Source organism: Sinomonas halotolerans (genome assembly GCF_039615075.1).
GTDB lineage: Bacteria > Actinomycetota > Actinomycetes > Actinomycetales > Micrococcaceae > Sinomonas > Sinomonas halotolerans.
In genome coordinates this window covers 14537-39463 of sequence record NZ_JBDFRB010000016.1, presented here as the reverse complement: position 1 = coordinate 39463, position 24927 = coordinate 14537, and the positions used below count along the sequence as shown (strand labels likewise).

Below are 24927 nucleotides of genomic sequence, written 5' to 3'. Positions count from 1 at the left end.
GCTTTCTATGCGGGAGCAACCGCAGGACCACGCGCAGCAGCTGCGGCTCGTCGGCGTCCATGAGGACGGCGCACACCTGCTCGTGAGCGCATCGTCAGGCGAGGTGTTCCGCCTCCCGCTCGACGAGGCCCTCCGGCGGGCGGTGGCCCGCCCCGCGCCCCAGAGGAGTGCCGGCGGCGACGGCTCGGCCATGTCCCCCCGCCAGATCCAGGCAGAGATCCGCGCCGGCGCCACGGCAGAGGAGGTCGCGGAGTCGTCAGGCGTCCCCCTCGCACGGGTCCAGCGCTACGAGGGCCCGGTCCTGGCCGAGCGCGAGCACATGGCGAGGCGCGCCCAGTCCGTCGAGGTTCCCGGACGGCTTCCCTCGCATGACGTCCTGCGGGGCGTGGCGGCAGAGCGGCCCGTGACGCTGGGCGAGATGGTCGCCTACCGGCTCTCGCTCCACGGAGTAGGGGCGGACGACGTCTCCTGGGACTCGTGGCGGCGCTCGGACGGCCAGTGGACGGTCGTGGCGCGGTTCCCGCTTCCCCAGGGCTCGCCTTCCACGATCGGCGAGGAGCCTCCCGCCCAGTGGACGTACCACCCCGTGCACCGCACGGTGGCCAACGCGAACCGGTGGGCCCAGCAGCTCAGCGAGCTCGAGCCGCTCGACGGGCCCGCCCCGCGCCGCCGTCTCGCCGCCGTCTCGGACCGCCCCTTCGACGTCGAGGCCGACCTCACGCCCGAGCCGCCGCACGCCGCGGCCCCGCCCGCCGCGACGGCCGCGCCGGGCAGCGACCCCGAGGGCGAACTCCTGGACATGCTCCGCGCCCGCCGCGGCCAGCGCCTGGGGGTCGACGAGGACGGCGACGACGCCCTCGCGCTCCTGCTGACCCACGGGATCCCCGCTGCCCACCCGCGGCCCTCCGAGACGGCCGCCGACGAGGGGGACGGACGGCAGGAACAGCACCCCTTCGAGGGCGAGGGCACGTTCGCCGCGACGCCGGCGGCCCAGGCATCCGAGCCTGAGCATGGAGCGCACGGTCTGCACGACGACGACGCGGAGGCCCGCGGCGGCATTACCTCGCTGCTCACCCGGCTCGAGCGGCGCGCCGAGGATCCGATCCGGGGGCACCTGGGCCTCATGCCGGGGCTGAGCACCGCGACGACCGAGATCTCGATCTCCGCGGCCACGCCGTCCGCTGCCACGTCCGGCGGCACCGACGGGGCCGAGGAAGACGGCGCACCGGCGCCGCCCGAGGGACCGCGCGGAGGCAGTGACGCCGACGATGCCCGCGAGGAGCCCTCCCCACCGCGCAGACGGGGCTCTGCCGAGCAGCCCTCCGGCACGGGCCAGCCGTCCGACCCCCCGCGCCGCGCCCGTGCGAAGCGGTCGTCCGTGCCGAGCTGGGACGAGATCGTCTTCGGAACCAAGGGCGACTAGCGCCGCCTACTCCTCGAACGGCAGGAGCTGCTCCCCCTCGCTCATGACGCCTGACATGGCAGCGGTCTGGCCGGCCATGTGGTGGCGTCGGCACAGGGTCTCGTACACCACCTCCGGCTCCTCCCCACCGTCCGGCTGGGCGCCCGCCCCCGCGACCGGTGCGACGTCGGCAACCAGGACCTGCTGGCCCTCGAGGACCATGCGCCCGCGCACCGTGCGGGCGTTGTGCGTCGCGCGGCGCCCGCACCAGCACAGCGTCTCGACCTGGAGCACCTCGACCCTGTCCGCGAGCTCGATGAGCCGGCGCGAGCCCTCGAAGAGCCTCGCACGGAAGTCCGTCGTGATCCCGAAGGCGTAGACGTCCACGCCCAGCCCGTCGACCGTGCGCGCGAGGTCCTCGACCTGTCCCGGGAGGTAGAACTGCGCCTCGTCGCACACGAGGTAGTCCACCTCCGCGGCGCGGGTCCTCTCGCGCACCACCTCGTCCCAGAAGCTCGTCTCGGTCGTGACCTCCATGGCCGGAACGCACAGTCCGAGCCGGCTCGTGATCGCCGCGGCGCCGGAGCGGTCGTGCCGCGTGAAGAGGAGCCCGCGGCGCCCGCCCGCGCGGTGGTTGTAGTCCATCTGGAGCGCGAGGGTGGACTTCCCGCTGTCCATCGTCCCGGTGAAGAAGACGAGCTCAGCCACGGCGCCGCCGCGGCTGGGCGGGCCCTGTGGCGCGGAAGGCGATCAGCGGTACGTGCCGCTCGGCCTTCGTGAGTGATCCGTGCTGGCCGACCATGGAGAACGCCGTGGGGCGGACGCGCCTGCCGTCGAAGAAGGCGACCTCCCCATGCGCCGCCACGAGAATGTCCCCGATCCGCTCCCGCACGGCCTCGGAGACGGGCCCGAAGAGCCCGTGGGCAAGCGCCTCCTCGCGGGTGAGGATCCAGGCCTGGCGTCCGAAGCGCTCGCGCCAGCGGTCCAGGACGGCGTCCCGGGCAGTCTCGTCGGCCCCCTCCTCGAGGTGCAGGTGCACCATGCGCGGCTCCCCTGCGGTGTGCCGGATGCCGTGGGTGAGCGCTGGGTCCGCGCCGAAGTCGATCCGGCCCGCCTCGGGCACGTCCACCATGCCGTGGTCGCCCACCACAAGGACGAGGGTGCCCTGGGGCAGCTGGGCGTCGAGGCGGCGGACGCACGAGTCGACCTCCTCGAGCGCCTCCTCCCACTCGCGGGAGCCGCAGCCGAACTGGTGGCCCGCCTTGTCGAGCTCGTTGAGGTAGAAGTACAGGAGCATGCGCGGGTTCGCGGCCATCGCCCCGGCCGCAGCGGTGGTGCGGGCGTGGAGCCCGGTCGCGCCGATGAACCCGCCGCCGCGCAGCGCAGCCCGCGTCATGGCAGAGCCCTCGAACTGCGGGAGGCTCACGGTGGCGACCTCGGCATGGCCCTCGAGGCGTTCGAACACCGTGGGGAACGGCTGCCACTGAAGCGGGTCCACGTCGGGGTCCCAGCCGTTGAGCTGGTTGACCACCCGGTCGAGGCCGGGTGCGAGGACGTCGTACCCGACCATCCCGTGCTGGCCGGGCGGCACGCCGGTGCCGAGGCTCGCGAGCGACGCCGCAGTCGTCGTCGGGAACGCGGCGTCGAGCGTCGCGGGGATGCCGCCCTGGCCAGCCTGGAGCTTCTCGCGCAGGAACGGCGTGTGCGCCGTGCGACGAGACAGGAGCACGCGGCCGAGCCCGTCGACCATGACGAGGCACACGCGCGGGACCTCAGGCAGGCCGAGCACGTTCTCGAAGCCCTCGGCACCGAGCGCGGCGGCGCAGCTGGGCAGGATGTCCGCGACCGAGCGGGAGCCGTAGGCCGGCGGCGGGGGAAGCGGCTGGCCCAAGGGTGCAGCGCTCACGCGCGGCCCCCGTGGGTGCGCTGCGCGCGGGGGGCGAAGGAGAGGCGTGGGCGCGGCGCAGCCTGGGAGGGAGCGCTCCCGGTGTTCACGGCCCGCAGGAGCCGGGCGAAGTGCTTGGCGTCCTGGACCGCCCGGGGCCCGTCTGCCTCGGCGCTGATGCGCAGCACGAGGTCCTCGCGGGCCACCGTTCCCGTGTAGCCGTGGTCGGCGTCGCACTGCGGGTCACCGCACCCCGCCGGCATGAGGTCGATCCGCTGCCCGCCGCTCCACGCGATCGAGAGGGTGACCTCGCGCACCGGGTCACCGGGCGTGTAGTCGACCGGCTGGGCGTAGACGTAGGAGAGGACCACGGTGGCGATCTGGGACACCGGGACGGACTCGGTCGAGACCTGCGCGGACATTCGGTGCCCCTCGTCGTCCAGGGGCGCCTCGTCGACGTGGGTGACCACGAGCATGTCCTGGGTGAGCACGAGCACCGTCACGTGGCGGCGCACCTCGGACCGCTCGAAGTGCGTCTCGAGGTGCGTGAGGTGGGAGAGCGGGGCGCGGCCGTCCAGGGCGTCCGCCACGACATCGCCGACGAGCCTCGGGTAGAACCCTGTGCGCTGGAGGGCCTCGGTGAGGGTCTCCCCCGAGGGACCGCGGTTCGGAAGGCCTGCGTTGTCCTCGGGCGCGTGGTGGCTCATGTGGCCATTCTCCCAGATGCCGGGCTGGCACCCCAAGGCGGGGCGGGCACCCCCGTGGGAGGAGCGGTCCTACTGGGCCAGCATCGCGCGGCGCGCGTTGTCCGTGCGGCGGGCCGCGTTCCCGATCCATGCGGCCACGGACAGCACCGCGAGCCCGGTCTCGCTCACGACGACGGGCCGCAGCTCGACGAGCGCGACCTCGGGATGGCGGTCCTTGAGGAGGGAGACCCGCCCCACGAGGTCCTCGAGTGCTGCGACGTCGAGAGGGGGCAGGCCCTCGTGCCCGAAGAGCTTGACCGAGGTGCGCGGCGAGCGGACCATCTCGCGGACGTCGCCCGTCGTCAGGGGGGTGATCCGGTGGGCCCAGTCGTCGAGGAGGTCCACCGCGTCCCCGGCGAGGCCGAACGAGACCACCGGCCCGAGCAGCGGATCCTCGAGCGCGCGGAGCACGCAGGCCTGGCCCACGGGGGCCATGGACTGCACCTCGAACTCCCCGCCGCCCAGGGCGCTGAGTGAGTGTCCCATCTGCTCGACCGCGCTGCGGAGGGCGGGCGCGTCCTGGACATCGAGCCGCACTGCGCCCAGGTCGAGGCGGTGCCGGAGGTGGGCGCTCGCAGACTTGACCGCCACGGGCCAGCCGAGCGCCTCCCCGGCCGCGACGGCCTCCTCGGCGTCCGCCGCACGCCGGGACGGGACGACTTGGATCCCGTACGAGGCCAGGAGCCGTGCAGCGGCCTCGTCCGGGAGCCGCGTGAGCTCGGTCCCCTCGACATCGCTCAGGTACGGCTCGATGAGCGCCTCGGCGGCATCGTCGTCATGCTCCGCCTCGAACGGCACGCCCTGGTCCACCGCGAGCCACTCGCTGTACCGCACGGTCGCGGCGAGCGCCGCGAGGGCCGGCCCCGCGCTGCTGAACGCGGGGACGCGGGGCGCGCCGGCGTCCCTGCGCCCAGGGGCGGGCAGCAGCCCGTCCGTCTCGATGCGCCGGTCGAGGATGCCCGGGAAGACCGCCAGGACGGGGGCGCCCGATGCCTCGGCGACCTCCCCGAGCGCGGAGGCCACGTCGTCGACCCTCAGCCCGGCCACGGGCAGGACGGCGACGACGACCGCGTCCACCCCCTCGCCGTCCAGCAGCGCGCGGGCCGCGCCGGCAAAGTCGGCCGCTGTGGGTCTGGCGAGGCCGAGGTCCTCCGTGGCGGCGACGGCGAGCCCGAGGGTCTGGGCCGTGTCCGCGGCGACCCGGCCCAAGGCGATCGAATTGCTCAGGACGGCGACGCCCGGCCCTGCCGGGAGAGGACCGGCGGCGATCTGGGCGACGTCCACGAGCTCCTCGACCGTGCCCACGCGGATGACGCCGGCCTGCCGGAGCATGGCGTCCAGCGCGCCGGCGGGCGCCTGCGTGGTGCGGCCCGAATGGCCCGGCGGGAGCCGCAGTCCGAGGCCCTCTCCCTTGGCCACGATGACGGGCTTGGACCGGGCCAGGCGGCGCGCGATCCGCGCGAACTTGCGCGGATTGCCGAACGACTCGAGGTAGAGCGCGACCGCGTCGGTCGCGACGTCGTCCTCCCAGTACTGCATGACGTCGTTGCCGGAGACATCCGCTCGGTTGCCGGCGGAGACGATCGAGGAGAAGCCCAGATGACGGCGGTGCGCGGCGGCGAAGACGGCCACCCCGATCGAGGCCGACTGGCTGAACAGGCCGAGCCCGCCCTGCCGGGGGAGCCGCGGGGCGAGGGAGGCGTTGAGCCGCACGTCCGGATCGGTGTTGACGATCCCGAGCGACCCGGGTCCCACGACCCGCATGCCGCGCGAGCGCGCGTGGCGGACGATCTCGCGCTGCGCCGCGAGCCCCTCCGCTCCACGCTCGGCGAAGCCGCCCGAGGCGATGACCACCCCGTGCACCCCCGCAGCCGCGCATTCGGCGACCACGGCCGGGACCTCGGCGTAGGGGACGGCGACGAGGGCGAGGTCCACCGCCTCCGGGACCTCGGAGATCCTGCCGTACGGGATCATCCCCCCGAGTTCCAGCGCCTCGGGGTTGATCGCGTAGACCGGCCCCTCGAACCCTCCTTCGACGAGGTGCTCGAGCAGCTGGTGCCCGATCGAGCCCCACGCGCGGCTGGCCCCGATGACTGCGACCGAGGACGGGGCGAGGAGCCCCAGGACGCTTCGGGCCTCGGCGCGGTGCTCGCGCGAGGCCATGACCGCGCGCGACTTCTCGGTGGGGTCGATCTCGAAGGACACGCTCACCACGCCGTCGTCGAAGCGTCGGTCGAGGGCGTAGCCGGCCTCTGCGAACACGGCGAGCATCTTGCGGTTCTCGGGGAGGACCTCGGCAGTGAAGCGGCGGATGTGGTTCTCCCGCGCCGCGGCCGCAAGGTGCTCGAGGAGGATCGAGCCCAGCCCGCGCCCCTGGTGCGCGTCCGCGATGTTGAACGCGACCTCGGCCTCGGCCGGGTCGCTGAGCCGGTCATACCGGCCCACCCCGATGATCTCGTCGCCGACCGTGATCACGAGGGCGGCGCGGTCGCGGTGGTCGACCTCCGTGAAGCGCTTGAGCTCCGCGTCGGTGAGGCGGGCCTTGTAGCTGAAGAAGCGGAAGTAGATCGAGCCTTCGGACTGGCGCCCGTGGAATGCCTCGAGAGCGGGGGCGTCCTCGGGCCGGATCGGCCGCAGGTGCGCGGTCCCGCCGTCCCGGAGGACGACATCGGCCTCCCAGTGCCGGGGATATGCAGTCTGCGTGCGCGCCTCCGCCATAGGGTTAGCCTAGTTCAGGCCCCCAGACCCAGCAGTAAGGACCGACGCAGTCTTGGCACGAGGACAGAACTCCCGCAGCGGCGGACGGAAGCCCGCCGGCGCGGACACCCTCCCCGGAACGGATGATTTCGCGGAGAACATCACCGACATCGACGTCGCGGAGGAGATGGAGTCCTCCTTCCTCGAGTACGCGTACTCCGTCATCTACTCCCGCGCGCTCCCCGACGCGCGGGACGGCCTCAAGCCGGTCCAGCGCCGCATCCTCTACATGATGAGCGAGATGGGGCTGCGTCCGGACCGCGGGCACGTCAAGAGCGCCCGCGTGGTCGGCGAGGTCATGGGAAAGCTCCACCCGCACGGCGACGCGGCGATCTACGACGCGATGGTGCGCATGGCGCAGGGCTTCTCGCTGCGGCTGCCGCTCATCGACGGCCACGGCAACTTCGGCTCGCTCGACGACGGCCCCGCTGCCCCCCGCTACACGGAGGCGCGGCTGGACGCGGCCGCGCTGGCCCTCACCGGGAGCCTCGACGAGGACGTCGTGGACTTCATCCCGAACTACGACAACCAGCTCACCCAGCCCGAGGTCCTGCCGGCTGCGTTCCCCAACCTCCTCGTCAACGGCGCCACCGGGATCGCCGTGGGCATGGCGACGAACATGGCGCCCCACAACCTCGGCGAGGTCATCGCGGCGGCCCAGCTCGTCATCGAGCGCCCCGATGCGACGCTCGAGGAGGTCATGGAGCTCGTGCCCGGCCCCGACCTCCCCTCCGGCGGCACGATCGTGGGGCTCGAGGGCATCCGCGACGCGTACAGGACGGGCCGCGGCTCGTTCAGGACGCGCGCGAAGGTCGGCATCGAGCAGCTCTCCGCCCGCCGCACGGGCCTCGTCGTCACCGAGCTGCCCTACATGGTGGGCCCCGAGAAGGTCATCGAGAAGATCAAGGACGCGGTCGGGTCCAAGAAGCTCGCGGGCATCAGCGCCGTCACCGACCTGACGGACCGCAAGCACGGCCTGCGCCTCGTGATCGAGGTCAAGAACGGCTTCAACCCCCAGGCTGTCCTCGCCCAGCTGTACCGCTACACGCCGCTCGAGGACTCGTTCGGCATCAACAACGTCACGCTCGTGGACGGCCAGCCGCAGACGCTCGGGCTCCTGGACCTCCTGCGCGTGTACGTCGGGCACCGGATCTCCGTGGTGCGCCGGCGCACGGTCTTCCGTCTGGGCAAGCGCAAGGACAGGCTGCACCTGGTCGAAGGCCTCCTCGTGGCGATCATGGACATCGACGAGGTCATCCAGATCATCCGCACCTCGGACGAGGCGGCGGCGGCCCGCGAGCGGCTCATGTCCATCTACGACCTCTCCGAGGTCCAGGCCAACCACATCCTCGAGCTGCGCCTGCGCCAGCTCACCAAGTACTCGCGGATCGAGCTCGAGAAGGAGCAGGACGAGCTGCGCCGGGAGATCGCCGAGCTCGAGGCCATCCTGGGCTCCGACGGGCTCCTGCGCGGCCTCGTCTCCTCCGAGCTCGGGGAGGTCGCGGCGCAGCACGCGACGCCGCGGCGCACCGTGCTCCTCGAGGCGGACGACGCCGCAGCGACCGTCTCACGGGCCAGCTCGCCCGCCGCTGCCGCAGGGAAGGCGAAGGCGCCCGCCCTCCAGCTCGAGATCGCCGACGAGCCGTGCTGGGCGATCCTCTCGGCATCCGGGCTCATCGCCCGCACCGAGCACGCCGAGCCCCTCACGGAGCCGGGACAGCGCTCCCGCCATGACGTGTTCCGCTCGGCCGTGCGCACGACGGCCCGCGGCGAGCTCGGCGCGGTCACCTCCTCCGGCCGCATGGTGCGCCTCCAGACCGTGGACCTGCCCGTGCTGCCCCCGTCCTCCGGCCTGCCCAACCTCGCAGCCGGGGTCCCGGCCAAGGAGTTCCTCACCCTCGGCAAGGGCGAGACGCTCGTCGCGCTCGTGCCGCTGGACACCGTGGTCGCGCTCGGGACCTCGCAGGGCGTGGTCAAGCGCGTGTCGCCCGAGTACCCGCTCAACCGCGAGGACTGGGAGGCCATTGCCCTCAAGCCCGGCGACACCGTCCTGGCGGCGGCGCCGGCGGGAGACGAGGACACGCTCGTCTTCGTCACCGCCCAGGCGCAGCTCCTGCGCTTCGAGGCCTCCGTGGTGCGGCCCCAGGGCCGCGCTGCCGGGGGGATGGCCGGCATCAAGCTGGCCGCCGGCGACGAGGCGGTCTTCTTCGGCGTCGTTCCCGCGGCTGAGGCGGGCCCGGGCGACGCGACCGCCGACGACGCCGGGCCGGGAGCGGGTGCCGTTGGCGCCGTCGTCGTCACGATCGCCGGGGGCGACGCGGCGCTGCCGGGCACGAGCGCCGGCACGGCGAAGGTGACCCCGCTCGCCGAGTACCCGGCGAAGGGGCGGGCGACCGGCGGAGTCCGCGCGCACCGGTTCCTCAAGGGTGAGGACCGGCTTGTCCTCGCCTGGGTGGGCAGGGGCCCGGCCAAGGCGTCCTCCGCGGGCGGCGTGGCCCGTTCTCTGCCGAGCGAGCATGGGCGCCGCGACGGTTCCGGCGTCCCGCTGAGCCAGGCAGTGGACCTCATCGGCCCGAGCTTCGCCTAGCACCCGTTCCGGGTACGGCATCCCGGCACGGCGGAGTCCTAGACTGCGGTCATGGCGATCACCCCTGACACCAAGGACTGGACCTGGGTCCTGGACGAGAAGTGCCCCGAATGCGGCTTCGACGCGGACTCCCTCACCCCGCAGGACGTCGCGGAGAGGATCGATGCGGCGCTCCCCCGCTGGGACGCGGTCATGAGCAGGCCCGGCGTCGCGGAGCGCCCGGACGGCTCGACGTGGTCGCCGCTCGAGTACGGCTTCCACGTGCGGGACGTGTTCGAACTCTTCCGCCACCGTCTGGGCCTCATCCTCGCCGAGGACGGCGCGCAGTTCCCGGACTGGAACCAGGACGCGACGGCCCTCGAGAAGGACTACGGCCACGCCGACCCGGAGACCGTCCGCGCCGAGCTCGCCGAGCAGGGCGCACTGGCCCGTGACGCGTTCGCCGCCGTCCCCTCCGAGGCCTTCGGCCGCCGCGGGCTGCGCAGCAACGGCAGCGCGTTCACGGTCGTGACCCTTGCGCGGTACTTCCTGCACGACGTCGAGCACCACCTGGCCGACGTGGCCGGCTGACGGGCGGCCCAGACAGCCGCACAGCCTCCCAGCCCTGGAGCCGCGCTGCGCGCACCGTCAGCCGACCGGCTGTGGCGCCCTCCCGCCGTCGAGCGCGCCCTCGAGCCGCACGAGCCGGTCCCCGGGCAGGAGCTCGGAGGCGTGGTGGGTGACCATGATCACGGTCCGGTCGGCGAGCGCGGCGTGCAGGGCCGCGACGAGGTCGAGCCCGGCCTCCGGGTCAAGGTGCGCGGTCGGCTCGTCCAGGAGGACGACGTCGGCCCCGGCGAGCAGGGTCCGCGCCACCGCGAGCCGCTGCCGCTGCCCGCCCGAGAGGTACGCCCCGCGGCTTCCGATCCGGGCATCGAGGCCGCCAGGCAGGGAGCGCACGTGCTCGAGCAGTCCCACCTTCCGCAGCGCCTCCTCGAGCTCGGCGTCCGACGGCGCGCGGTCGCGTCCGCGGGCGAGGGCGAGGTTGCCCCGCACGGTCGAGTCGAAGAGGTGCCCCTCCTGCGGGCACCACGCGACCGTGCCGCCCACCGCCGCCGTGCCCGCGCGCGGTGCGAGGAAGCCGGTGAGAAGGGCGAGCAGGGTGGACTTGCCGCTGCCGGACGGGCCCGCCACGACGACCCACTCCCCCGGCGAGGCCTCGAGGGTGAGGCGCGTGACGACGTCGGCCGCACCGGGCCAGCCGAGCGCGACCCCCCGGAGCCGCACGGCGCCCGGGCGGACGCCGGTGCCCTCGCCCGGTTCCAGGAAGGCACCCGGTTCGGCGCCGGGGGCCGGGACAGTGTCCGAGACCGGGCTCGGGGAGTCCTCGGCCGCGATGCGCGCGAGGGCCGAGCGCAGCGCGGGAAGCTGCTGGACAGCGGTGCTCGCGGCGGCGAGCGGCTCGGCGAGCGCGAGCTGGAGCAGGAGTACGGCGGCGGCCGTGGTCCCGGGCGCACCGGCGGCATCCGCGGTGGCGAGGGTGGCCACCGCGGCGAAACCGGACGCGGCGAGGACGAGGCCCTGCGCGAGGCCTTCCGCGCCGGCGCTCCGCCGTTCGAGCCGGGTGAGGCGCGCGTCCTCGGCGCGCAGGCCCGCGAGCACGACGCCGGTGCGCCCGTTCGCTGCGAGGTCGCCGGCGGCGCCGAACGCCTGCCCGATGCGCGCCAGCAGCCCTGTGCGTCCTGTGGCGGCGAGCCGCGCCGAGTGGCGGTCTGCGGCGAGGGCGACGGCGGGCGCCACGAGCAGCGCTGTGCCGAGGGCCGCAGCGAGGGCGGGCACCTGCTCCGGGAGGAGGAGCCCGACGGCGACGAGGGCGCCCGCGGCGACGAGGACCGCCGTGGCGATCGGGTGGAGGACGCGCGGCAGCTGGTCCCGCACGGCCTCGGCATCGCCCACGAGGGATTCGAGGGCTGCCCCCGGGACGAGGAGCCGCCGCGCCGCGAGGCCCTGCGCGGCGAGGGCGGCCCACAGCTTCCCGCGCAGCTCCGTGAGCGTCGAGAGCACCGCGGAGTGCACGGCGAGGCGTTCGCAGTAGCGCAGCACGGCCCGCGCGATCCCGAAGAAGCGCACGCCCACGATCGCCGTGAGGAGGAACAGGATGGGCGGCTGCTCGCTCGCGCGGACGATGAGCCATCCCGAGAGTGCCGCGAGCGCCACGCCCGCGGCGGCGGCGCCGAGGCCGGCGAGGGCCGCCAGCGCGTACCGGCCCGCGTCCGGTCGGATGAGACGGGCCAGGGCACCCAGCCACGCCCCGCTGGGTGCGTCTTCGCGGCGCGACTCACGGAGCGGGGGCGCGACGGCGTCCGGGATGTCGGCGCGGAACCTCGAGGACTCCACGCCGGAGCGCCCGGCGCCCGCGCGGGTGGACACGTCGATCACATAGTCCGCGAGCGCCGCGGTGCCCGTCTCGTGCGAGACGAGCAGGACGGTGGCGTCCGCGGGGAGCCCGACGATGGCCTGTTCGACGAGGGCGGCCGAGGCCTCGTCGAGATGGGCGGTGGGCTCGTCGAGGAGGACGGTGTCGGCGCCGTCGGCCACGCGGGCGAGACCCCGGGCGACGGCGACGCGTCGCTGCTGCCCGGGGCTGAGCTCGGCCGGGTCCGCGTGGCCGAGCGCGCCGAGCCCGAGGCGGTCGAGGAGTTCCGCGACCGTGCCCGGGCGGCGTCCTGCCTCCCCGGCGTAGAGCGCCACCTCGGCCGTGACGCTGCGCTCGGTGAACTGGGGGTGCTGCGGCACCCATGCCACTCGCGCTGGGTCGATTCCGGAGACCGTGCCGGTGACGCGGGCGCCGGCCCCGTCCCGCGTGAGGCCCGCGAGGACGGCGAGCACGGTGGTCTTGCCCGAGCCGCTCGGACCGGCGAGCAGGGTGCGGCGGCCGGCGAGCGCGGTGAATGCCACTCCCGCCACGGCGTCATGCGCCGCTCCGTCGTAGCGCACCGTGAGCTCCCCGACCCGCATGCCCCCGGCGGTCCCGGCGGAGCCGCTCGTGGAAGCCCCCGCCGCAATGGACCCCCGCACCGCGGAGGTGCCCGACGGCACGGCGAGGCGCTCGCGCACACGGCGCAGCGCCTCGGCGCCGTCCTCGCTCGCGTGGTGGGCCGTGCCGAGGTCGCGGAGCGGCTGGAAGCACTCCGGGGCCAGCATGAGCGCGAGGAGCCCCGGCGCGAGCGGCATGTCTCCGTGCACGAGGCGGACGCCGATGAAGACGGCGACCACGGCCACCGAGATGGTGGCGATGAGCTCGAGCGCGAGGGCAGACAGGAACGCGACCCGCAGGGTGGCCATGGTCCGGTCGCGGTAGCCCCTGGAGAGGTCCGCGAGCGCGGCGCGCTGCTCGCCCGCGCGGCCGAGCCCCACGAGGACGGGCAGTCCCTGGGCGAGCTCGACGAGGTGCGCGCTGAGCCGGAAGAGGGACTGCTGGGCCTCGGCGACGGCCTCGAGCGTGTGGCGGCCGATCAGGATCATGAAGAGCGGCACGAGCGGGAGGGTCAGGGCGAGGATGAGCGCGCTGACCCAGTCCGCGCCGAGGATGCGCGCGCCGAGGAGCAGCGGCACGGCGGCTGTGTGCACGAGGGCGGGAAGGTACTGCGTGTAGAGGGAGTCCAGCCCGTCGAGGCCGCGTCCGGCGAGCACGGCGGTCGCGGCGGCCGACGACGACACGCGGGCCTCGCCGTCGTCCTCCCCCGAGGGAGACGCGCCCGAGGGGGACGCGCCGCCGGCGAGCCCTGCCGCGAGCAGCCGGGACCGGAGCTCCTCCTTGACGCCGACGGCCGCCCAGCGGCCCACGGCGGCGGCGCCCCAGTGCGCGGCCGCGCGGATGAGCACGCCGGCCGCGGCGGACAGGGCCGCCTCCCGTCCGGGCAGCGCACCGGCGCCGCCTGGTCCGGGGAAGGGGCCGCTCCCGGCAGCGAGGCCCGCGAGTCCGTCCGCGACGCCCTGCGCCATGAGCACGAGCCCGGCGGCCCGCGCAACCGCGAGGAGGGCGAGGAGGGCGGCGGCCCAGCGCGTGGTGGGCCCGAGGGGGATGTCCGGGCGCATGGGCCCTAGCCCTCGCGTCCGGTGACGAGCCGGCGCACGGTCGCGGGGACCACCGTGTGCGCCGTCGGGATGCTGCCCACGGTGAGGCGGCGCCGGAACACCCAGTAGGTCCAGGACTGGTAGGCGAGGATGAGCGGGAGGCCGATCAGTGCGACGACGCTCATGAGGCCGAGCGTGTAGTCCGAGGAGGACGCGTTCATGACGGTCAGGGTGTAGGCCGGGTCGATCGTGGAGGGCAGCACGGCTGGGTAGACCGCGGAGAAGACGGCGGCGACACCGAGCGTGAGGAAGGTTCCGAGCGCGATGAACGCCCGGCCCTCGGAGCCCGCCCGGCCGAGCGAGTAGGCCACCGCTGCGGCCGCGACCGCGCCGGCGGCGAGCGCCCAGCTCCACCATTCGCCCGTGGCCGTCTGGACCGCCACGACCCAGCCCGCCAGCGGGAGGATCCCCACGGGGAGCCAGCGGACGAACGCGGCATGCGCGCGGGTGCGGATGCCGCCGTCGGTCTTGAGGGCGAGGAAGGCGAGCCCGTGCACGAGCGCGAAGCCGACCGCTGCGAGCCCGCCGAGCACGGCGTAGCCGCTGAACCATGCGAAGGGCCCGCCCACGCGGTCCCCGTTCGCGTCGAGCGGGAGGCCGGTCGTGGTGAGCGCCAGGAGCGCGCCGACGCAGAACGCCGCCGTGGCCGAGCCGAGCGCAATCGCCCAGTCCCAGCCGGCGCGCCACCGGTCGGTGTGGACCTTGCCGCGGTACTCGATCGCCACCGCGCGCAAGATGAGCGCGACCAGGGCGAGCGTGAGCGGAAGGTACAGGGCCGAGAAGAGGGAGGCGTACCAGAGCGGGAACGCCGCGAACGTCGCCCCGCCGGCGGTGAGGAGCCAGACCTCGTTGCCGTCCCACACGGGGCCGATCGTGTTGAGCAGCACGCGCCGCTCGGCCTCGCCGCGCGCGAACAGCTTCATGTGCATCCCGACCCCGAGGTCGAACCCCTCGAGGAAGAGGTATCCGAGCCAGAGGACCGCGATCGCGCAGAACCAGACGGTGGGCAGGGTTTCGATGGCTGTGGTCTCCACGGTCTGCTCCTAGTAGGCGAAGGCGAGGACGTCGTCGGCGGGCTTGGTGCCGCCGGCTGCGGTGCCTGATCCGGCACCGTCCGACGGCGGGGTCCCGGCTCCCCGGGCGAGCTCGGGCATCGCGGAGGCCACCCCGCCGCGGACGTACATCCACAGCAGGCGGACCTCGACCACCATGAGCGCCGCGTACACCGAGGTCAGGACGATGAGCGAGGCAAGGATCTCGCCGGCCTCCACTCCGGGCGAGACGGCCGCCGCCGTGAACATGAAGACCTGGTCGACGCTGCCGGCCATGGCAGGGTTCGGGGCCACGACGAAGGGCTGGCGGCCCATCTCGGTGAAGATCCACCCGGCCGCGTTGGCCCCGAACGGCGCGAGGATCCCCACCACTGCGAGGCGCATGAGGCCGCGCGAGGCCGGCACCGTGCCGCGCCGTGTGGCCCACAGTGCCGCGGCCGCTGCGGCGGCGGCGAGGGCCCCGAAGCCGATCATCATGCGGAAGCCCCAGTAGGTGACCTCCATGACGGGGACGTACTGGATCTCGGTGCCGGCGCGCTCGCCGTAGAGCGGGCGGTCCGGAAGGGTCTCGCCGTAGGCTGCCTCGTACTCCGGCAGGAGGGTGTTGACGCCCTTGACCTCGGTGGTGAAGTCGCCCTTGGCGAGGAAGGAGAGGACGCCGGGGACCTCCCACACGGCCACCACGTCGTCGCAGTCCTTCGAGCCGATGTTGCCCACGGACAGGACCGAGAAGCCGGTGCCGTCGTGGCAGGCGGCCTCAGCGGCGGCCATCTTCATGGGCTGCTGCTCGAACATGAGCTTGCCCTGGAGGTCGCCGGTGACGGAGGTGCCCGCGAACGAGACCATCGCGACCACTGCGCCGATCCTCAGCGACTTCAGCCACACGGCGTGGTCCGCCCGGTCCCGGCCGGGGACACCGGGGGCCTCCCCGACGACCACGCGGGTGCGGCCGGCCACGGTGCCGACCGTGTCGATCCCGTCGTGGCGACGCTGCCACAGGTGGTACCAGGAGATGCCGAGGAGGAAGGCGCCGGCAACGCCGAGGGCGCCCATGAGGGTGTGGGGGAAGGCGACGAGGGCGGTGTTGTTGGTGAACACGGCCCACGCGTCCGTCATCACCGGCCGCCCGTCGACGACCGTGACGCCCACGGGGTGCTGCATCCAGCTGTTGGCCACGATGATGAAGTAGGCGGAGACCACCGACCCGACCACCGCCGCCCACAGCGCCGCGAGGTGGAGGCCGGGGCGCAGCTGCTTCCAGCCGAAGATCCACAGCCCGAGGAACGTCGACTCGACGAAGAAGGCGAGGAGCGCCTCCATTGCCAGCGGCGCGCCGAACACGTCGCCGACGAACCGGCTGTACTCGCTCCACGCCATGCCGAACTGGAACTCCTGGACGATCCCGGTGGCCACGCCCATGATGAAGTTGATGAGGAAGAGCTTGCCCCAGAACTTCGTCATCCGCAGGTACTCGGGCCTCCCCGTCCGGTGCCACATGGTCTGCATGATGGCGACCACGAGGCCCAGGCCGATCGTGAGCGGCACCATCATGAAGTGGTAGACCGTCGTGATGCCGAACTGCCACCGGGCGAGCTCCACAGCGTCCACGCGCGCTCCCATCCTCGACATGGAGTTCTACGGTTTGTAGAAACTCTGACTTCTACCGAGTGTAGAACACTTTCCCGCTCCACACGCTCGCCCTCCATGCTCTCGGCGAACAGCGCACGCAGAGGGGGCCGAACTGTTCTACCTCGCGTAGAATGGTTCCGGGTGCACTGCGCGCCCCGCTGCTGGCGGATCGGAGCACAGCGGCGAGGACCGAGTGAGGACTGAGCAACATGGCAAGCCTGGGTGAACTGGAGCGATCGGTGATGGACCTCCTGTGGTCCGCTCCCGAGGCGTCCACCGCCAACGACCTCCGCGACCGCCTCGCGCAGAGCGAAGGACACGGCCACGAGGGCAAGGACCTTGCCGTCACAACCGTGCTGACCGTCCTCTCCCGGCTCGAGAAGAAGGGCCTCGTCGAGCGCGAGCGCGGAACGCGCCCGCACCGCTACCGCTCCGTCTCCACGCGCGAGGAGCACACCGCCCACCTGATGCACGAGGCGCTCGGGACCGCCCCGGACCGCGAGGCAGTCCTGGCCCGGTTCATCGGCGCCGTGTCCGACTCCGAGGCCGCGACCCTGCGCAGGCTCCTGGCCCAGGGCTGACCCTCACCGCCGGGACCTCCCCGTGCTCCTGACCGCCTACCTCCTCGCGCTGCTGGCCGTGGCGCTTGCCTGGCCCGTGCCGCTGGCGCTCTCGCGCGCGCGGTGGACGTCCCGGTCCCCTTTCGCGGCGATGGTCCTGTGGCAGTCGATCGCCCTCGCCGGCGGTCTGTCCATGATCGGCGCCATGGCCGTCTACGGCCTCGAGCCCCTCGGCGAGAACCTCGTCGCCGCCCTGCGCCGGGCCGTGCAGATCGTCCTGTCCAACCAGACCTCGGACGAGCTCCACTTCTGGCACCTCTTCGCCCTCTGCGCCGCCGCGCTGCTGGGCGTCCACCTCGTCTTCACGCTCCTCCTGACGTACGCGCGCATCGTGACGCAGCGCCGTCGGCACCGCGAGCTGCTCGCCCTCCTGAGCTCGCCCTCGGGTGCCCTCGAGCGCACCGTCGTCATCAACCACCCCGCGCCGGTGGCGTACTGCCTCCCCGGGGGCTCGCGCTCCGTCACCGTCCTGTCAGACGGGCTCATGGAGACCCTCGCGCCCGAGGAGCTCGACGCCGTCGTGCGCCACGAGCGCGCCCACCTGACCCAGCGGCACCACCTGCTGCTCTGGGCCTTCGAGGCCTGGCGGGCCGCGCTCCCGTGGCTGCCCACCTCCCGGCTCGCGCGCGGCGCGGTGAGCTCGCTCATCGAGATGCTCGCCGACGACGTGGCGCGGCGCTCGACGCCGGACCCGGTCCTCGTGCGGGCGATCGCCCTGGTGGCCGTGGGCGGCGGCGGGGACGGCGTGCCCGCGTCAGCGGTGCCGGCGGCGGTCGACGAGGGCGAGGACGTGGACGTCGCAGCGCGGCTGAGCCGCCTCCTCACGCCCCGGCCGCCGCTTCCGGCCGCGGCGACCGGGCTCATCCTCGCGGCCTCAGCCCTCCTGCTCGCCGTGCCCACCGCACTGCTCCTGCTGCCGGGGCTCGGCTGAGCCGATCCTGCTGCCCGGGCCGAGGGACCCGGCGCGAGGTCCCCTACGCGTCGATCCGCTCGCGGTCGAGGCTCTCGCTGCCCGAGACGATGAAGTCCTTGCGCGGCGCCACATCGGAGCCCATGAGCAGCTCGAACACCTCCTCGGCCCGCTGGGCGCTCTCGATCGTCACGCGGCGCAGGCTCCGGTGGCGAGGGTCCATCGTGGTCTCCGCGAGCTGGTCGGCGTCCATCTCCCCGAGGCCCTTGTAGCGCTGGATCGGCTCCTTGTACTTCTTGCCCTCTGCCTCGAGCCGCGCCAGGAGCCGGTGCAGCTCGGCCTCGGAGTACGTGTACACCATCTCGTTCGGCTTGGACCCGGCGTGGACCACCTCCACCCGGTGCAGCGGCGGGACGGCGGCGAACACGCGTCCCTGCTCGACCATGGGGCGCATGTACCGGAAGAAGAGGGTCAGCAGGAGCGTGCGGATGTGCGCGCCGTCCACGTCCGCGTCGGTCATGAGGATCACCCTGCCGTAGCGGGCCGCAGCCGCGTCGAAGCTCCGTCCGGAGCCGGCGCCGACCACCTGGATGAGGGCCGCGCACTCGGCATTGGAGAGCATGTCCCCCACGGACGCCTTCTGGACGTTGAGGATCTTGCCGCGGATCGGCAGCAGCGCCTGGAACTCGCTCGAGCGGGCGTGGCGGGCGGTCCCGAGCGCGGAGTCGCCCTCGACGATGAACAGCTCGGAGCGGGCTGTGTCGTCGGTCCGGCAGTCGATGAGCTTGGCCGGCAGCGTGGAGGTCTCGAGCGCATTCTTGCGCCGCTGGGTCTCCTTGTGGACCCGGGCCGTGATCCGGGACTTCATCTCGTTGACGACCTTCTCGAGCAGCACGGTCGTCTGGTTCTTGTCTGCCCGGGCCGTCGAGCCCAGCTTGGTCGCGAGTTCCTTCTCCACCACACGTGCGACGATCTGGCGCACCGCGGGCGTCCCGAGGATCTCCTTCGTCTGGCCCTCGAACTGGGGCTCGGCGAGCCGGACAGTGAGGACAGCCGTCATCCCCGCCATCACGTCGTCCTTCTCGATCTTGTCGTTGCCGGCCTTGAGCTTGCGGGCGTTGGCCTCCACGGCCTTGCGGAACACCTTGAGCATGGCCGCCTCGAAGCCCGCCTGATGGGTGCCGCCCTTCGGGGTCGCGATGATGTTCACGAAGCTGCGCACCGTCGTGTCGTACCCCACGCCCCAGCGGAGTGCCACGTCCACCTCGCAGGACCGCTCCACTTCGGCGATCCGGGAGTGCCCACGCTCGTCCAGGACCGGCACGGTCTCGGTGAACGAGCCCGCCCCGTGCAGCCGCCACACGTCCGTCACCGGCGCGTCGATGGCGAGGAAGTCCACGAACTCGGAGATCCCGCCGTCGTGGTGGAAGACCTCCTCGTGCAGGCCTGACTCGCCGGGGGTCCCCGGAAGCCGCCGCTCGTCACGGACGGCGATCCGCAGCCCCGGGATGAGGAAGGAGGTCTGGCGGGCGCGCGCTGCGAGGTCCTCGTAGGAGAACCTGGCGTCGGGAGTGAAGATCTGGGAGTCGGCCCAGTACCGGATGCGCGTGCCGGTGACGCCTCGCTTGGCCTTGCCGACGACATCGAGCACCGAGTCCTCGACGAACGGCTCGAAGGGGGCCGAGGGGCTCGGCCTGCCTGCATCGGCGAACCGTCCCGGCTCGCCGCGGCGGAAGGACATCTGGTACGTCTTGCCCCCGCGGTCCACCTGGACGTCGAGGCGTGCCGAGAGCGCGTTGACGACCGAGGCACCCACGCCGTGCAGGCCCCCGGAGGCCGTGTAGGAGCCGCCGCCGAACTTGCCGCCGGCGTGCAGCTTGGTGAAGACCACCTCGACGCCCGTCAGGCCCGTCTTGGGCTCGACATCGACCGGGATCCCGCGTCCGTCATCATGGACCTCCACCGAGCCGTCGGGGTGGAGGATCACGGCGATCTCATGGCCGAAGCCTGCGAGCGCCTCGTCGACCGAGTTGTCGATGATCTCCCAGAGGCAGTGCATGAGCCCTCGGGAGTCCGTCGAGCCGATGTACATGCCCGGGCGCTTGCGCACCGCCTCGAGACCCTCGAGGACGGACAGGTGCCGGGCGGTGTATTCAGAACTCGGTGCCACGCGCTGGAAACTCCTTCTCGGTGCTGCCTGGGTGCTGTCCGCGGGACGGCACAGCACAGACCAAGGCTAGTCGTGTCGGAGCCGTGCGCGCGCACGCCACTCTCGAAGGTGGCCGGACTGCGCCCTCCGGCGGCCATGGCCGTTGCCGAACCGCAATACGCCCCGAGCGAAAGTTGCGCATTCTTGGCACAGATCCGGGCACCGGCAGTGTTAGATGTAGTGACCGTGTTAGACCACCCGGTTGATTGAAGGAGGCTGAGATGACTGCAGCACTGGCGGACCGCACCCTGACAGCGGCTGATCGCTGCGATCGCTGCGGCGCCCAGGCCTACGTGCGAGTGGTCCTGGAATCGTCCGGCGGGGAGCTCCAATTCTGCGCCCACCACGCCCGTGCGGTCGAGGAGAGGCTGCGCCCGCTCTCGTCGCGCTGGCACGACGAGTCCGACCGGCTCACGGAGAAGCCCGTACCGGCTGAGGACTGACTGCCCTTCTCCCCTGGCAGGACAAAGAAGAGGGAGACAGGCGAAGGCCCGGACACTGAGGTGTCCGGGCCTTCGCCATGCTGCCTCAGTCGAGGTAGTCGCGCAGGACCTGTGAGCGGGACGGGTGCCGGAGCTTGGACATCGTCTTGGACTCGATCTGGCGGATGCGCTCGCGCGTGACGCCGTAGACCTTGCCGATCTCATCGAGGGTCTTCGGCTGACCGTCCGTGAGCCCGAAGCGCATGGCCACCACTCCGGCCTCGCGCTCGGAGAGCGTGTCCAGGACGGAGTGGAGCTGCTCCTGCAGGAGCGTGAAGCTCACAGCGTCGGCGGGGACCACGGCCTCGGAGTCCTCGATGAGGTCACCGAACTCGGAGTCGCCGTCCTCGCCCAGCGGGGTGTGGAGCGAGATCGGCTCGCGGCCGTACTTCTGGACCTCGACCACCTTCTCGGGGGTCATATCGAGCTCCTTGGCAAGCTCCTCCGGCGTGGGCTCGCGGCCGAGGTCCTGCAGCATCTGGCGCTGGACGCGCGCGAGCTTGTTGATGACCTCGACCATGTGCACGGGAATGCGGATGGTCCGGGCCTGGTCCGCCATGGCGCGCGTGATGGCCTGGCGGATCCACCATGTTGCGTAGGTCGAGAACTTGAAGCCCTTCGTGTAGTCGAACTTCTCGACTGCACGGATCAGGCCGAGGTTGCCTTCCTGGATGAGGTCGAGGAAGAGCATGCCACGGCCTGTGTAGCGCTTGGCGAGCGAGACGACGAGGCGAAGGTTGGCCTCGAGGAGGTGGTTCTTTGCACGTTCGCCGTCGTGCACGATGCGCTCGAGGTCATGACGGTGCTGGGGGTCGTAGGTGTCCCCCTCCTCGTCGAGCTTGTGCTTGGCGAACAGGCCGGCCTCGATGCGCAGCGCAAGGTCGACTTCCTGCTCGGCGTTGAGCAGGGCGACCTTGCCGATCTGCTTGAGGTAGTCCTTGACCGGATCGGCCGTGGCACCTGCGCTCGTCACCTGCTGGACCGGGGCGTCGTCCTCGTCCGCGTCCGAGATGACCATGGCGGAGCTCCCGGGCGCGCCGCCCTTGGCCTCCGAGGCGAGCGCCTCGTCCTCTGCCGCGATCTCGCCCTCGTTGGGCGTGACCGAGTCGAGGTCCTCGTCCTCGACGGCCTCGGCGTCCTCGGCCTTCTTCGCTCCCGCCTTGCCCTTGGCAACCTTCGCCGCCGCAGTGCCGCGCGCCTTGGCGGCCGCTGCAGCCGGCCGGCCCGTCGACCGCTTGGCCGCTGGGCGCGCAGCAGCGCTCTGGGCCGAGCCGTCCGCTGCCGTCTCGGCGGTCTCTTTCTCCGTGGGGGGCGTCACGATTACCTTCCTGCCGCAGTGCCGGTGCCGCCCTGCGGGCAACACCACTATGACCCTGTCAAGTCCGAGCTCCGGGCGCAGGCGCCGATCGAACCGAAGGGTCTTGATAGTCAACCCGTCGGTGGCCGAATTCGTTCCCGCGCTGCGGGACTTTCTCGGCATCCGATCCTCGGACCCAACCGGGTCTGGCGTCTATTCTCGCACGGGAGGCGGGTCAGGGTCTCCACCCGCGCTTCAGGCGCGTCATCACGCCGCGGCCGAGCGCCGCCACGCGGTCTCGCGGCTGCGTGCCCAGCCGGAGAGCTCGCCCGCCTCCACGAGCCGCTTCAGGAGGCGGGCGAGCCGGTAGTCCGGATCCGCCATGAGAGCCCGTTCGAGGCATCTCAGGGAGCGGCCGCCCCTCCCGCGAGCCCAGTGGACCCAGGCGAGGAGGGTGAGCGCCGGGGCGCGGACCTCGGGCTCCTCCGACTGGGCGAGGAGCGCGCACACGTGTTCGAGACGCCCGATCCGCTCCCAGTCGGGCGCAATGCCTGTGGCCCCCACGAGCACGAGCCCGTACTCGGTCGTGGTGGTCTCCTGAGCGGCGCCCGGATGGCCCCCGTTGCCGACCGCTTCGGCTCGCGCGGGCACTCCTTCGGCGGGCGTTCCTCCACCCGCCCCCGCCGGCCCCCCGGCGTCGCGGCCCGTTGGGTCGATTGGCGTGCGCTGCGCCGCTTCCCCACGCCATCGGTCCATGGCTGCGAGCACCGTCGCCGGGTCCGCACCTCCCGGGAGCACTGGAGGAACCTCCGGCCTGGGTCCCATCCGGAGCGGCGCCGTGGCGCGGCTGCCACGCCAGGCGAGGCCCGCGCCGGCCGCGGCGGTGACGATGACCGCATCCCGCAGGGCGGGCCGGACCAAGGTGAGGGAGAGCAGGCGCAGGCGGTACCCCGCGGCGGGCACCCGCCCGTCGAGGACCTCGTCCCACGCCGCGATGGCCGCGGTGAAGGCCAGAGGATCCCACCACGCTTCCGGATCGTCGCGGTAGCGGTCCAGCTCGGCGCTTGCCGCGGCAGGCGGGATGCGGCCGGCCCGGGCCTCAGGGACTGTGTAGGCGCCGTACGAGCTTCCCCGGTACACCATCTCGGCGCCGATCCGGCCCGTGCGCAGGGCCTCCGTCGGCTTCCCAGGCCACGGACAGCATCGCGCGTCCACGCACCTCGAGGTACGCCAGTGGTCGGAGCCCACCGTCCAGGCGTCGAGGATGGGGATCCCCGCACGGACGAGCCGCGCCTCGACCGCTGCCACGACGTCGGCGTGCGGGGGCCTCCCCGGTTCCGGCCACGGCGCATCCGTGTAGACGGCGAGCACCACAGCGTCGACCGACCTGTCTCCGGCCACATACTCGCCGACGGCGCGGGCCAGCTGCGCGAGCCCGGCAGCTCTCGGGTCCGCGCCGTGGGGCCTTGGGACCGCTGATCCCGAGGCGGCGGACACTGCAGTGGCGGACTCCGGAAAGGCGGGCACCGGGCCCGTTGATCCCGGGGCTGCGGGTCCTGGCAGGTCGACCCGGAGGGTCGCGCCGAGGGTCCCGCCGCAGAGCGTGACGGCCACGAGGCTCTCGCACGGCCATTCGCCGAGGGCATGGGGGATGTATCCGAGCACGTCCTCGGCATCGCGGATCACGAGAGGCTCGGGATGGGGCGGGTCCGCCTCACCACTGGCCGCGCCGGCGGCGTGGCCGGGGGCATGGCCCTGCGGGGCCATAAGTGGGCGGATCGGCGGGGTCTGGTTCTCGTCCATTCCGCCAGTCTGGGCGGACCGGGCCAGCCGCGGGCCGCCCGCGCAGCACATGTGGACGACACGCCGCGCCGAGCAGCTGTGGAGGAGAAGTCAGCAGAGGAGAAGCCGGCCGAGGAGGTCAGCGGCCGCGGCTGCGCCAGTAGTCCGCCCAGACTTCCCGCAGAGGTGCGACCCTGATGCCCTGCACGGCAAGGTCGCGCCGCACCTTGCGCCGGGCTCCGAGGATCCCTGCCGTTCCCACTGCCATGATGAGCAGCTGGGCAGCCAGCGCGATCCGGAAGGCGTCAAGGCTGTACAGGCCCTGGGGAGAGAGTCCGAGCGCGTGCTGGACGTCCAGGAGGTAGCCGATGAGGAACATCGCCACGAGCGCGGCGACGAAGCCGCCGGAGTTCACGATCCCGGTCGCCGTGCCGAGCCGGTGGGAGGGGTTGAAGGTCCGGGCGAAGTCGAAGCCGATCATCGAGCTCGGCCCGCCGATGGCCAGGATCGCCACGAGGAGGGCCATGAGCCACAGCGGCGCACGGCCGGGGATCGCGAGGACCGCGATCCAGGCCCCCGCGGTGAGGGCGGTGATGCCGAGCACGAGGGTCGAGCGGCGGAGCGGGAAGCGGGAGACGAACCGGCCCATGGGCGGTCCCGCGAGAAGTGCCACGGCGACGAAGAAGGCCATGAGCCCGGCGGCCTGGGCCGGGCTGTAGCCCTGCCCGGCGACCATGAACGGGAAGCCCCACGCGAGCGCGAACACGTTCCCGCTGAACTGCACGGTGAAGTGGCTCCAGAGGCCCAGCCGGGTGCCGGGCTGCCGCCAGGCGGCAGCGAGCACGGCGCGGGATCCCTCTGCCGCGCCGTCGCTGGGCGCACTGGCACCGGGCGGGGCATTCCTGATGCCCGCGAGCGCGAGGACGATGACGAGCAGGGACAGCGAGGCGAGGCCGAGGAACGCGGGGGTCCAGCCCCATACGTGCAGGAGTGCGAGGAAGGGGAGGACGCTCACGAGCTGGCCGATCTGCCCGAGCATGCCCGTGAGCTGGCTCAGGACGGGCGCGCGCCGTCCCTCGAACCACGCGGGCAGGAGGCGCAGCACCGAGACGAAGGTCATGGCGTCCCCCATGCCCACGAGCATCCGGCCGATGATGCCGGTCACGACCGTCTCCGCCACCGCGATCTGCAGCTGGCCGAGCGCCATGAAGGTGGCCCCCACCGTGACCATCATGCGCGTGCCGAAGCGGTCCACGAGCAGGCCGACAGGGATCTGGAGGGAGGCGTACACCACGAGCTGGAGCACCGTGAAGGCGGACACGAGGGTGCCGCCGGCATGGAACCGCTCGCTCGCCTCGAGCCCTACCACCCCGAAGGAGGTCCGCTGCATCACCGCCACGAGGTACGCGAGGACCCCGATCCCCCACACCGTCCACGCGCGCCAGCTGTTCAC

General features: G+C 72.9%; 17 protein-coding genes. 6 read left to right on the top strand and 11 right to left on the bottom strand.

Features of this window, described 5'->3' with window-relative positions; translation table 11 throughout:
• The first annotated feature begins 7 nt into the window (after window positions 1-7).
• Window positions 8-1423 carry a septation protein SepH gene (sepH, locus tag ABCQ75_RS14140; RefSeq protein ID WP_345886159.1) on the top strand — a complete coding sequence of 472 codons (1416 nt, stop codon included), beginning with the start codon at window positions 8-10 and terminating at the stop codon, window positions 1421-1423.
• A 6-nt stretch (window positions 1424-1429) separates the two neighbouring features.
• Here sepH and ABCQ75_RS14135 read toward each other — a convergent pair whose 3' ends face one another.
• The 4 genes from ABCQ75_RS14135 to ABCQ75_RS14120 form a co-directional block, all read right to left on the bottom strand.
• Complete coding sequence (locus ABCQ75_RS14135) at window positions 1430-2110, bottom strand: thymidine kinase (protein ID WP_345886158.1); 681 nt, start codon at window positions 2108-2110, stop codon at window positions 1430-1432.
• Window positions 2103-3308, bottom strand: a complete 1206-nt coding sequence (locus ABCQ75_RS14130; RefSeq protein WP_345886157.1) for an alkaline phosphatase family protein — start codon at window positions 3306-3308, stop codon at window positions 2103-2105. Before ABCQ75_RS14130 ends, ABCQ75_RS14135 begins: the two co-directional genes overlap by 8 nt.
• Window positions 3305-3994, bottom strand: a complete 690-nt coding sequence (locus tag ABCQ75_RS14125) for a DUF5998 family protein (RefSeq protein WP_345886156.1) — start codon at window positions 3992-3994, stop codon at window positions 3305-3307. Before ABCQ75_RS14125 ends, ABCQ75_RS14130 begins: the two co-directional genes overlap by 4 nt.
• A gap of 69 nt (window positions 3995-4063) precedes the next feature.
• Window positions 4064-6751, bottom strand: a complete 2688-nt coding sequence (locus tag ABCQ75_RS14120; protein WP_345886154.1) for a bifunctional acetate--CoA ligase family protein/GNAT family N-acetyltransferase — start codon at window positions 6749-6751, stop codon at window positions 4064-4066.
• Window positions 6752-6803: 52 nt separating this feature from the next.
• Here ABCQ75_RS14120 and ABCQ75_RS14115 point away from each other — a divergent pair, with 52 nt between their 5' ends.
• Together ABCQ75_RS14115 and ABCQ75_RS14110 are read left to right on the top strand one after the other, a co-directional pair.
• Window positions 6804-9377, top strand: a complete 2574-nt coding sequence (locus ABCQ75_RS14115; RefSeq protein ID WP_427916111.1) for a DNA gyrase/topoisomerase IV subunit A — start codon at window positions 6804-6806, stop codon at window positions 9375-9377.
• A gap of 51 nt (window positions 9378-9428) precedes the next feature.
• Complete coding sequence (locus ABCQ75_RS14110; RefSeq protein WP_345886152.1) at window positions 9429-9947, top strand: DinB family protein; 519 nt, start codon at window positions 9429-9431, stop codon at window positions 9945-9947.
• Between the two features lie 57 nt (window positions 9948-10004).
• Here ABCQ75_RS14110 and cydC read toward each other — a convergent pair whose 3' ends face one another.
• From cydC to ABCQ75_RS14095, 3 genes are read right to left on the bottom strand one after another with little or no spacing between them, the layout of a single operon-like run.
• The gene (cydC, locus tag ABCQ75_RS14105) at window positions 10005-13454 is read right to left on the bottom strand and encodes a thiol reductant ABC exporter subunit CydC (RefSeq protein WP_345886150.1); all 3450 of its coding nucleotides are present in this window, start codon (window positions 13452-13454) and stop codon (window positions 10005-10007) included.
• A gap of 5 nt (window positions 13455-13459) precedes the next feature.
• A complete protein-coding gene (cydB, locus tag ABCQ75_RS14100) occupies window positions 13460-14512 on the bottom strand; it encodes a cytochrome d ubiquinol oxidase subunit II (protein WP_345886212.1) in 1053 nt (350 codons plus the stop codon).
• A 24-nt stretch (window positions 14513-14536) separates the two neighbouring features.
• Window positions 14537-16153: a cytochrome ubiquinol oxidase subunit I gene (locus ABCQ75_RS14095; protein WP_345886211.1), complete on the bottom strand. Its 1617-nt coding sequence runs from the start codon at window positions 16151-16153 to the stop codon at window positions 14537-14539.
• Window positions 16154-16383: 230 nt separating this feature from the next.
• Between ABCQ75_RS14095 and ABCQ75_RS14090 the strand changes: the two genes are divergently transcribed.
• Complete coding sequence (locus ABCQ75_RS14090) at window positions 16384-16755, top strand: BlaI/MecI/CopY family transcriptional regulator (protein WP_345886148.1); 372 nt, start codon at window positions 16384-16386, stop codon at window positions 16753-16755.
• A 22-nt stretch (window positions 16756-16777) separates the two neighbouring features.
• On the top strand, window positions 16778-17725 hold the full coding sequence (locus ABCQ75_RS14085; RefSeq protein ID WP_345886145.1) for a M56 family metallopeptidase: 948 nt from the start codon (window positions 16778-16780) through the stop codon (window positions 17723-17725).
• A gap of 43 nt (window positions 17726-17768) precedes the next feature.
• On the opposite strand, the gene ABCQ75_RS14080 is transcribed toward ABCQ75_RS14085, so the two are convergent.
• On the bottom strand, window positions 17769-19874 hold the full coding sequence (locus ABCQ75_RS14080; RefSeq protein WP_345886143.1) for a DNA gyrase/topoisomerase IV subunit B: 2106 nt from the start codon (window positions 19872-19874) through the stop codon (window positions 17769-17771).
• A gap of 260 nt (window positions 19875-20134) precedes the next feature.
• On the opposite strand from ABCQ75_RS14080, the gene ABCQ75_RS14075 reads away from it, so the two are divergent.
• Window positions 20135-20356 carry a DUF7455 domain-containing protein gene (locus ABCQ75_RS14075; RefSeq protein ID WP_345886142.1) on the top strand — a complete coding sequence of 74 codons (222 nt, stop codon included), beginning with the start codon at window positions 20135-20137 and terminating at the stop codon, window positions 20354-20356.
• An 85-nt stretch (window positions 20357-20441) separates the two neighbouring features.
• On the opposite strand, the gene ABCQ75_RS14070 is transcribed toward ABCQ75_RS14075, so the two are convergent.
• The 3 genes from ABCQ75_RS14070 to ABCQ75_RS14060 all read right to left on the bottom strand — a co-directional run bounded on the left by ABCQ75_RS14070 (window position 20442) and on the right by ABCQ75_RS14060 (window position 24927).
• Window positions 20442-21713, bottom strand: coding sequence for an RNA polymerase sigma factor (locus ABCQ75_RS14070; protein ID WP_345886140.1), 1272 nt, complete (start codon window positions 21711-21713; stop codon window positions 20442-20444).
• A 246-nt stretch (window positions 21714-21959) separates the two neighbouring features.
• Window positions 21960-23495 (bottom strand): DUF4192 family protein, encoded by a 1536-nt coding sequence (locus tag ABCQ75_RS14065; protein ID WP_345886139.1) that lies wholly within the window; start codon window positions 23493-23495, stop codon window positions 21960-21962.
• A gap of 118 nt (window positions 23496-23613) precedes the next feature.
• Complete coding sequence (locus ABCQ75_RS14060) at window positions 23614-24927, bottom strand: MFS transporter (RefSeq protein ID WP_345886138.1); 1314 nt, start codon at window positions 24925-24927, stop codon at window positions 23614-23616.

Coding starts and splice junctions, on each gene's coding strand:
- sepH (WP_345886159.1), top strand. CDS start 8: ATGCGGGAGCAACCGCAGGACCACGCGCAGCAGCTGCGGCTCGTCGGC.
- ABCQ75_RS14125 (WP_345886156.1), bottom strand. CDS start 3,994: ATGAGCCACCACGCGCCCGAGGACAACGCAGGCCTTCCGAACCGCGGT.
- ABCQ75_RS14120 (WP_345886154.1), bottom strand. CDS start 6,751: ATGGCGGAGGCGCGCACGCAGACTGCATATCCCCGGCACTGGGAGGCC.
- ABCQ75_RS14110 (WP_345886152.1), top strand. CDS start 9,429: ATGGCGATCACCCCTGACACCAAGGACTGGACCTGGGTCCTGGACGAG.
- cydC (WP_345886150.1), bottom strand. CDS start 13,454: ATGCGCCCGGACATCCCCCTCGGGCCCACCACGCGCTGGGCCGCCGCC.
- ABCQ75_RS14090 (WP_345886148.1), top strand. CDS start 16,384: ATGGCAAGCCTGGGTGAACTGGAGCGATCGGTGATGGACCTCCTGTGG.
- ABCQ75_RS14075 (WP_345886142.1), top strand. CDS start 20,135: ATGACTGCAGCACTGGCGGACCGCACCCTGACAGCGGCTGATCGCTGC.
- ABCQ75_RS14065 (WP_345886139.1), bottom strand. CDS start 23,495: ATGGACGAGAACCAGACCCCGCCGATCCGCCCACTTATGGCCCCGCAG.